Below are 6434 nucleotides of genomic sequence, written 5' to 3' on the forward strand. Positions count from 1 at the left end.
CCCGCAAATGATCAAGGTCAGTGTGATGTACCCGTACCGCGATGGCGCCCGCTTCGACCACACCTACTACAGCGACACCCACATGCCGCTGGTGAGCGCGCGCATGGGCGCGGCCTGCCTCAGCTACACGGTGGACAAGGGCATCAGCGGCGGTGAGCCGGGCAGCACGCCGCCCTACATCGGGATGTGCCACATCTTTTGCGACTCGGTCGATGCCTTCCACGGCAGCTTCGGGCCGCACGCAGCCGAGATTCTTGCCGACATCGCCAACTACACCGATCTCGCGCCGGTCATGCAGATCAGCGAAGTGGTAGTGGGATGAACATGCCATTGCGGTGCGTGCCTGCTGCGCGCACCGCTGCTGCCTGATCGAACAACGCGTGCGCTGGCTCATGCAAGCAGCCGTGCCGCGGGGCTGTTGATCGGCGTCACCCAGGCCTGGCTGTCCAGGCCCACGCCGGCGAATGCGGCTTGCACCGCCGGCGCCGCCGCCGCGGCAGCCGCGCGGGTTTCGAACCAGGCAAACACGCTGGGGCCGGCACCGGAAATACTGGCGCCCAGCGCGGCATGCGCGAGCGCGGCCTGTTTGGCCTGCGCAAAGCCGGCAATCAAGGGCGCGCGCCGCGGCTCGACCAGCACATCGCGCAGGCCGGCACGGACCAGGCCCGCATCGCCGGCATGGCAGCCGGCCAGCACCAACGCCAGGTTGGTGCTCTGCGCCACGAACTCGCTCAGGCGGTAGTCGCCGGCCAGCGCCTCGCGCGCACGGCGGGTTTCCAGCACTGCCTCCGGATGCACCACCAGGCTGTGCCACGCCTCCGGTACTGCGATCGGCACCAGCCGCTCCAAGGTGCACAGCACCAGCCCGCCCAGGAACAACGGCCCCAGGTTGTCGCCATGCCGGCTGCCGCTGGCCACCGCTTCGCCATCGAGCGCGTGCTGATAGAGCTGGTCGGTGCTGATAGGTGTGTCCAGCAAGGCATTCGCCGCCACCAGCGCAGCCACGCACGAGGCAGCGGAGCCGCCCATGCCCGAACTCAAGGCGATGCCCTTGTCGATCTCCAGTTCAAAGCCGAACGGCAGCGCCAATGCCGCACGCAGCGACACCAACGCCGCGCCGGCGGTGTTGCGCTCGGCCTCCAGCGGCAGCGCCACGGTGGTGCCGCGAATGGCGGCAATCCGCACCACCGGCGCGTCGATGCGGCGCACGGTCACGGTGTCGCCCACGCCATCCAGCGGGTAGCCCAACAGGTCGAAGCCCACCGCCACGTTGGCCACCGACGCCGGCGCAAAGGCGCGCGCCTCGCGCAGCCCACGCGCGGCGGGTACGGCGTGGCCCATGTCCACCATCTGATTCACAAGCGTGCCCCCTCGCCCGCCGCCACGCGCAGCAGATCGGCAAACACGCCGGCCGCGGTCACTTCCGGCCCGGCACCCGGGCCCTGCACCACCAATGGGTTCTCGCAGTAGCGGCGCGTGGTGAACTGCACCACGTTATCGGTCAGACGCAGATTGGCGAAGGCATGGTGCGCCGGCAATTCGACCAGGCCCACGCTGGGCGCGCGGTCTGGCGGCAGCTGCGCGACATAGCGCAGCACGTTGCCGCGCGCATGCGCGTCGGCCAGCCGCTGCGCAAAGCCGGCGTCCACCGTCTGCAGCTGTGCCATGAAGTCATCCACGCTGGCCTGGCGCAACGCCTCGGGCACCAGGCTTTCCACGCTGACATCGTCCAGGCTGATCGCCCGCCCCGCCTCGCGCGCCAGGATCACCAACTTGCGTGCCACATCCACGCCGGACAGGTCATCGCGCGGGTCTGGCTCGGTGTAGCCCATGCCGCGCGCCTGCGTCACCAACTCGGAGAACGGTACGCTGCCGTCGTATTTATTGAACAGCCACGCCAGCGTGCCGGAGAAAATGCCTTCGATCGAGGTCACCGCATCGCCGGTATCGACCAGGTCGCGCAGCGTGGTGATCACCGGCAGGCCGGCGCCGACCGTGGCCTCGTAGCGGAAGCGCGCACCGCTGGCATCGGCGGCGGCACGGATCGCTTCATAGCGCGCCAACGGGCCGGAGCCGGCCTGTTTGTTCGGCGTCACCACATGGATGCCGGCTGCCAGCCAGCCTGCATAGCGGTCGGCCACTTCCGCACTGCCGCTGCAATCGATGATCACCGTATGCGGCAGGTGCGCGGAGAGCAGATGCGCGGTGAAGCGCTCCAGATCGGTGGGCGTGGAGGCCGCTGCAAATGCATCGCGCCAATCGCCGGTCACGCTGCGCTCTTCCAGCAACATGCGCCCGCGCGACACCACGCCACGCAGGCGCAGATCCAGGTTGGCCTTGCCGAGCAATTGCGGCTGCGCGGTACGCAGCTGATCCAGCAACGCCGCACCCACGTTGCCCGGCCCGATGACACCCACCGAGAATGTCTGTGGCGACAACCAGAAACCGGCATGCGCCGCGCGCAAGGCCTTGGTGGCATGCGCCGCATCGATCGCCACCGAGATGTTGCGCTCGGACGAGCCCTGCGCAATCGCCAGGATATTGACCTGCGCGCGGCCCAGCGACTCGAACAAGCGCGCTGCCACACCGGGTTGCCCAGCCATGCCATCGCCCACCGCCGCCAGCACGCTGATGCCGGTGGTCAACTGCACGCGCTGCACCTGGCCAACCGTGAGCTCGTGCGCAAATGCCTGCAGCAGCGCATTGCGCGCACGCTCGGATTCATGCTGCTTGACCACGCAGCAGATCGAATGTTCCGACGAGCCCTGCGAGATCATCACCACCGACACCTGCGCCGTGCGCAGCGCCGCGAACACACGCTCGGCCGTTCCCGGCACACCGATCAGGCCGGTGCCTTCCAGATTCAGTACCGCCAGATCCGGGCTGAGCGTCAGCCCCTTGATCGGCCCGCTCACCGCACTGCTGGCGGTGATGCGCGTGCCCGGATGTTCGGGTTGGAACGTATTGCGGATGATGATCGGCAAACCGCGCTCGATCGCCGGCGACATGGTCTGCGGATGCACGACCTTCGCGCCGAAATAGGCCAGCTCGCAGGCTTCGTCGTAGCTCAGGGTTTCCAGCTGCACCGCCTCGGGCACCACGCGCGGATCGGCCGAGAGCACCCCATCCACATCGGTCCAGATGTGCAGCTCGTGAGCATCGAACAAGGCCGCGAAGATTGCGCCCGAATAATCGCTGCCGTTACGCCCCAGCGTGGTGATGCGGTCGCCGCGATCGCGCGCGACAAACCCGGTGACCACCACCCGCGTCTGCGGATGCGCCTGCCGCCAGGTGTCCAGCCGCTGCGCGCTCACTGCCCAGTCCACATCCACGCCCAGCTCGCCGCGATTGACCACCAGCACATCGCGTGCATCCAGCACTGCGCAGTCTTCGCCCAATGCACGGAAGTGGTCGCCAAGCAGCTGCGCGGAATACACCTCACCCAGCCCCTGCACGCGATCAAGCACTTCGCGCGGCAGCTCGCCGATGACTGCAAGCGCCGCCAGGATCTGTGACAGATGCTCGAAGCGCTCGTCCAGCCACTCCACCGTGGGCCCGGAATGCTCGCCCAGCAACGCCACCGCCGCACCGCGATGGCGCGCACGCGTTTCGTGCCAGCGCTCGCGCCACTCTGGACGATTCTGCGCGGCCAGTTCGGCCAGCTCGATCAACGCATCGGTCACGCCTTTCATCGCCGAGACCACCGTCACCTGCACGGTCTCATCGCGTGCCAGCAACAGCTGCGCCACATGCCGGTAACGCTCGGCATCGGCAACCGAGGTGCCACCGAATTTATGCACCACGGTGCGGGCGGAAGGCGTTGGGACAGCGGCGGGTTCAAACGAAACGACAGGCGATGACATCGACAGACCTCGTTGGGAGGCCCCGTCCGCTTCAGGTGAGAGAGGGAGACCCCCGCATCCTGATCCGGGTGCGGGGCCGTTGTTTTCGGAAGTTACGCGAAGACGACGGACCGCACCGGGCGAATGGTGGCGGTGGTAATGGTGGTGGTAATGCCGGCCACGCCCGTACCCCGCCGCATCGGCGGCATCACGGGGCAAGCGGTGGCGAAGGCGTTACGCATGCAGTCAAAAGACATCACCGGAGTGAAGCCTGTCAAGCAGGCCGGGTTGCAAGCGCTGCGCGCCACGCCACGTGCATGCAGAAAGCCTTGCAGGACAAAGATTTAAGCAAATCCACCACAAGCAATTGATTGCTATGGAAACTTTTCTGATGGGCGCGGAGTCGATCGCTGCGCAACTTGGCAGGTGTGAGACCTGGCTTCGGGCGTCGCTCCTGGCGACTGGGTCGCGCGCTCCACAGAGCTCGTTTCTATCGAATGGGTTGCGCTTTACAGCAGAGTTAGGACTTCGGCGGTTCCGATGATCTGATGCAGGCCGATGAGGGCCAGCGGCAAGCAATGACTCTGGGCCCCATGGCGACGACACGCCAGCTGAGCATTTCGAGGTCTTTCGCGGAATTGGAATGGCCCCGTCATTGTTTGCGCTCGTTACGCGCGCAGCGCCCACCACAGAGTCAACGCAGCCGGGCGACCCAAGCATGCCGCGTGGACCTTAGCCCGCTCACCCAAGCAGCTGAGGATTGAGCTGCCATACCGCATAGTTCAGCGCCGCCGCAAAGCTGACCCACAGCAGATAGGGAACCAACAACCACGCAGCACCACGGCTGTACCGAGCGAACGTCACGATGGTCGCCACCAGCGTCAACCAGAGCGCCACGATATCGGCAAACGCCCATGCCCCCATGTGCCACGCAAAGAACAGCCAGCTCCACAACCCATTGAGCCCCAGCTGCAACACGAACACGCTCAGCGCACCGCGCGCCCCACCCCACCTGCCGCGCCGCCAGACCAACCACACCGACACCGCCATCATCCCGTACAACACAGTCCACACCGGCCCGAACAACCACCCCGGCGGTGCCCAGCCCGGCTGCTGCAACTCAGCGTAGAAGCTCGCCGCCTTGATCGACGCTGTCGCTCCCAGGGCCGCCACCAGATAGCAGAGCATCAGCGAGCCCAGCAGTCCAAGCCACTGCGATTTCTTAGTCATCGACATCTCCATACAGAACTAGCGAGTGAGAGCATGCTATTCAGGCATCCGAATGTCGGGCACGCTGCCACGTAGCCTGTCCAGGCAATGCAAACAGAACGGACACCTATGATCATGGATGGATCAACTTTACGGGAGGCTGACACAGCACCAGAGGCTGTTCGTAGAAGCCGTCGCCTAGGCGGGTCTGGGTCCACTCCGGGTCCACGCCCAGCTTGTCCAGCAGGAAATCGCTGCTGATGAAGTTGTTGTAGTTAACGAACCGCGGATCGGTTTCGATCAGGTAACGACGGCCAGGGCCGTTGCTGCGCCAGGCATTGATGCCGCCCAGGCCGATAACTGCGCGGCCTGTACCCTTTAAGCTGATTCCGACTATCAGCGGAATATCTTAAAAAATTTTCCTTCCAATTAGTTTACCTTCCAGCAGTCCCTAAAAATTTATTTGTTATAAATTTCATAAATCCACTTTGCTAGGACTTCAGGCGAATCTGTTTCCTTTCTTAGACATTCATTACCACGATCCTTTGCAACAATAGCCCAAACTCCAGATTCACTAATCTCTATGTATGGAGCACCAAATTCCTCAACATCAGTCTCCAAAGGAAGAAATTTGTAAGACTTTCCTTGCTCTTTAGCATAATTGAAGAAAACATAGGATATTTATCAACCCCCACCTAAATCACCCTTAATCCGTTAAATTTCTTTGATGGATTAATTTGACTTCGAGAGGCATAGTCATATCCACTTGAAATGAGGATCAACTTGAAAATCCAATCTAGCCGCCTTCAAATTCCTTATAACATCAGAAATTTCCAGAGCCTTCCCAGTAAAAATAACAAATGAATCCTGCTTGAGAAGTTTTCTAGCCTCAATGAAATTCACACCAACTATAGACGCAACCATTCGCACATGCTCAGAGTTACTAAAATCACCACTACACCTAATGCTGTATTCGCTATTATCATCATTTATCTCAGTATTAACTGTAGTCAAAATCGACCACCCACAATTTTTGCAAATAAGCCCCTGAGTTCTGCCATCACTGTAAATACCTAAACGCCCCCCACAAACCTCACATTCCTCCGAAATATCGCCACTCATTATTTGACCTTAGGTTGAAATATCTTGAACTCACCACCAAACTTGTAAATTTTAATTTATATTTATTTAATTGGCTTTCTTGATCTCTGAAGCTGCAAGCGTAAGCAATGCAACAATTTTACCATCCGTATCAACAAATTCGACTTCATAAGCCTCATCCGGCACCGAGAACACGTGAACTATGGCACCAACTGAACCGCTCACAATACCACCCCGAGGAATATCGACGACTGTCTGCACAACATCATTTACTTTAAACAT

Annotated in this window: 6 protein-coding genes; 1 reads left to right on the forward strand and 5 read right to left on the reverse strand. The window is 61.6% G+C overall.

The genetic code is table 11. From position 1 onward, the window contains the following. Positions 1–7: 7 nt before the first annotated feature. Positions 8–322, forward strand: a complete 315-nt coding sequence (locus QRM60_RS00410) for an EthD family reductase (protein ID WP_161962662.1) — start codon at positions 8–10, stop codon at positions 320–322. A gap of 68 nt (positions 323–390) precedes the next feature. Here the strand turns inward: QRM60_RS00410 and QRM60_RS00415 are convergent, their stop codons facing one another. From QRM60_RS00415 to QRM60_RS00435, 5 genes are all read right to left on the reverse strand, one after another. After that, positions 391–1359: a homoserine kinase gene (locus tag QRM60_RS00415; protein WP_285445362.1), complete on the reverse strand. Its 969-nt coding sequence runs from the start codon at positions 1357–1359 to the stop codon at positions 391–393. After that, positions 1356–3863, reverse strand: a complete 2508-nt coding sequence (gene thrA / locus QRM60_RS00420; protein WP_014507564.1) for a bifunctional aspartate kinase/homoserine dehydrogenase I — start codon at positions 3861–3863, stop codon at positions 1356–1358. The genes QRM60_RS00415 and thrA overlap by 4 nt, the downstream gene beginning before the upstream one ends. A gap of 720 nt (positions 3864–4583) precedes the next feature. Then, complete coding sequence (locus tag QRM60_RS00425) at positions 4584–5084, reverse strand: TspO/MBR family protein (RefSeq protein WP_115555872.1); 501 nt, start codon at positions 5082–5084, stop codon at positions 4584–4586. A gap of 723 nt (positions 5085–5807) precedes the next feature. Next, entirely contained in the window at positions 5808–6173 is a 366-nt protein-coding gene (locus QRM60_RS00430) for a hypothetical protein (protein ID WP_153065429.1), read from the reverse strand. 66 nt (positions 6174–6239) lie between these two features. Continuing rightward, the gene (locus QRM60_RS00435) at positions 6240–6434 is read right to left on the reverse strand and encodes a DUF4926 domain-containing protein (RefSeq protein ID WP_115555870.1); all 195 of its coding nucleotides are present in this window, start codon (positions 6432–6434) and stop codon (positions 6240–6242) included.

This window comes from Xanthomonas sp. fls2-241-TYG-148 (assembly GCF_030208815.1).
In the GTDB taxonomy this organism is placed as follows: domain Bacteria; phylum Pseudomonadota; class Gammaproteobacteria; order Xanthomonadales; family Xanthomonadaceae; genus Xanthomonas; species Xanthomonas campestris.

Coding starts and splice junctions, on each gene's coding strand:
- QRM60_RS00410 (WP_161962662.1), top strand. CDS start 8: ATGATCAAGGTCAGTGTGATGTACCCGTACCGCGATGGCGCCCGCTTC.
- thrA (WP_014507564.1), bottom strand. CDS start 3,863: ATGTCATCGCCTGTCGTTTCGTTTGAACCCGCCGCTGTCCCAACGCCT.
- QRM60_RS00430 (WP_153065429.1), bottom strand. CDS start 6,173: ATGAGTGGCGATATTTCGGAGGAATGTGAGGTTTGTGGGGGGCGTTTA.
- QRM60_RS00435 (WP_115555870.1), bottom strand. CDS start 6,434: ATGTTTAAAGTAAATGATGTTGTGCAGACAGTCGTCGATATTCCTCGG.
- QRM60_RS00425 (WP_115555872.1), bottom strand. CDS start 5,084: ATGGAGATGTCGATGACTAAGAAATCGCAGTGGCTTGGACTGCTGGGC.